Source organism: Ensifer sp. (assembly GCF_035999135.1).
Lineage (GTDB): Bacteria > Pseudomonadota > Alphaproteobacteria > Rhizobiales > Rhizobiaceae > Ensifer.
The window spans coordinates 1-2244 of sequence record NZ_DASYGZ010000169.1 but is presented as its reverse complement, the minus strand read 5'-3'; the positions used below and the strand labels follow the sequence as shown (position 1 = coordinate 2244).

Here is a 2244-nt window from a genome sequence, read left to right as displayed (position 1 = left end):
GATGGTCTCCATCTCGTTGAAGACCTGCTCGCTCCACCAGGTGATCGCCATGTGGAAGGAATAGTCGCAATTGGCGCGGGTCGACTTGTTGTCCCACATGGTGAGCGCTTCGAGCAGCGACTGGTTGGGCGAGGGCAGCGCAAAGTCGACCACCATGGTCGTGCCGCCGGCGAGCGCCGCGCGCGTGCCGCTTTCGAAATCGTCGGAGGAATAGGTGCCCATGAAGGGCATTTCGAGATGAGTGTGCGGGTCGATGCCGCCGGGCATGATGTAACAGCCGCCGGCGTCCAGCGTCTCGTCGCCGGAGAGATCAGGGCCGATCTCGACGATCCTGCCGCCCTCGATCTTGACGTCCGCCTTGTAGGTCAGGTCGGCCGTGACGATGGTACCACCCTTGATGACAGTGCTCATGGTTCTGTTCCCTACCTTACCCTTGGTGCCGTTCAATCGCGTCGCTGCACGGAAACAGGCACAGTTCAAGATCGTATCCGAGGTCTGCAATTCTCCGCATGGAAGCGGCCTTCAGCGTTGGGCAAATCGCTGCGACGGTCTGCGGGTCGAAATAGATCGCCACACTCATTGTTCGTGCCGCACCTTGCTTTGCGGTCTCCAAAAGCATGCCGCTGTGTTCGGTCAGAACCTGGTCGACGTAATCGTTGAGGCTCAACTCGACTGACTGCTCGTCCTTTGGAAACAGGCGACAGTCAGACCCGCTCCACTGAACATCCCAATCGTCGAACCGCGGCCGGATCGACGCTGCAACATGCTCGGCAACGTCGTGGACAAGCAGGCTCAAGCTGTACTCCACGGCCCCGCTACTGCGTTCATCCATCACATGCGTTCCCAATTCCATCGGTGCGCCAAGCTTGCTCCTGCAGACGTTCATGTGAAGACTTCGAGCGACCCGTGCAGCCCACACGAAAAAGGGCGGAACTTTCGTCCCGCCCGCAAACTCATTCGACGATTTCGGCCGTTTCGACGACGGCGTGGAAGAGGACGTCGGCGCCAGCACCAGCCCATTCCTTGGAGATGTCCTCCGCCTCGTTGTGGCTGAGGCCCCCGACGCAGGGGCACATGATCATCGTCGTCGGCGCCACCTTGGCGGCCCAGCAGGCGTCATGGCCGGCGCCGGAGATCAGGTTCATGTGGCTGTAGCCGAGCCGTTCGGCGGCACTGCGCACCGCCGTCACCAGTTTCGGGTCGAAGGTCACCGGCTCGAAATGGCCGATCGCCTCGATGGAACAGCCGACACCGAGCGCGTCGGTAATCTTGGGTGCTTCCGCCTCGATCTTCGCCCGCATGCGGTCGAGCTTGGCCTTGTCGGGCGAGCGGATGTCGACGGTGAAAACCACCTTGCCCGGCAGCACGTTGCGCGAATTGGGCGAGAAGAACACCTGGCCGACGCCGCCGACGGCGCCCGGCTGGTTTTCCATCGCCACCCCTTGCACCATCTCCAGGATACGGGACATGGCAAGGCCGGCGTTGACGCGCATGTTCATCGGCGTCGAGCCGGTGTGGGCTTCGCGGCCCGTCAGCGTGAACTCCAGCCACCACAGGCCCTGACAGTGGGTAACGACGCCGATGTCCTTGTTTTCGGCCTCGAGGATCGGACCCTGCTCGATGTGGTACTCGAAATAGGCGTGCATCTTGCGGGCGCCGACCTCTTCGTCGCCGAGCCAGCCGATGCGCTTGAGTTCGTCGCCGAAGGTCTTGCCGTCCGGGTCCTTGCGGCCGTAGGCGAAATCCTTTGTGAGCACGCCGGCAAAGACGCCGGAGGCGAGCATGGCGGGTGCAAAGCGCGCGCCTTCCTCGTTTGTCCAGTTGGTGACGACGATGGGGTGCTTGGTCTTGATGCCGAGGTCGTTCATCGAGCGCACGACTTCGAGACCCGACAGCACGCCGAGCACGCCGTCATACTTGCCGCCGGTCGGCTGGGTGTCGAGATGCGAGCCGACGTAAACGGGGAGGGCATCCGGGTCGGTGCCGGGCCGGGTGAAGAACATGTTGCCCATGGTATCGACGCCCATGGTAAGGCCTGCGTCATCGCACCAGGACTGAAACAGCCGGCGCCCTTCGGCATCCGCGTCGGTGAGCGTCTGGCGGTTGTTGCCGCCGGCGACACCAGGGCCGATCTTGGCCATCTCCATAAGTGAATCCCACAGGCGGTCTGAATTGACGCGCATGTTCTCGCCAGGTGCTGCCACGGCGGTCTCCTCATCTTTTCAGGGCTTTACCGGTTGCGGC

The 2244-nt window shown here is 62.6% G+C and carries 3 protein-coding genes; all 3 read right to left on the bottom strand.

The genetic code is table 11. From position 1 onward, the window contains the following. The coding region (locus tag VGO12_RS22065; protein ID WP_327514885.1) for an amidohydrolase family protein at positions 1–411 on the bottom strand (411 nt) is incomplete at its 3' end. 16 nt (positions 412–427) lie between these two features. Further along, positions 428–796, bottom strand: a complete 369-nt coding sequence (locus tag VGO12_RS22060) for a hypothetical protein (RefSeq protein ID WP_327514884.1) — start codon at positions 794–796, stop codon at positions 428–430. 157 nt (positions 797–953) lie between these two features. After that, positions 954–2204, bottom strand: a complete 1251-nt coding sequence (locus tag VGO12_RS22055; protein WP_327514883.1) for a Zn-dependent hydrolase — start codon at positions 2202–2204, stop codon at positions 954–956. Between the last annotated feature and the right edge of the window lie 40 nt (positions 2205–2244).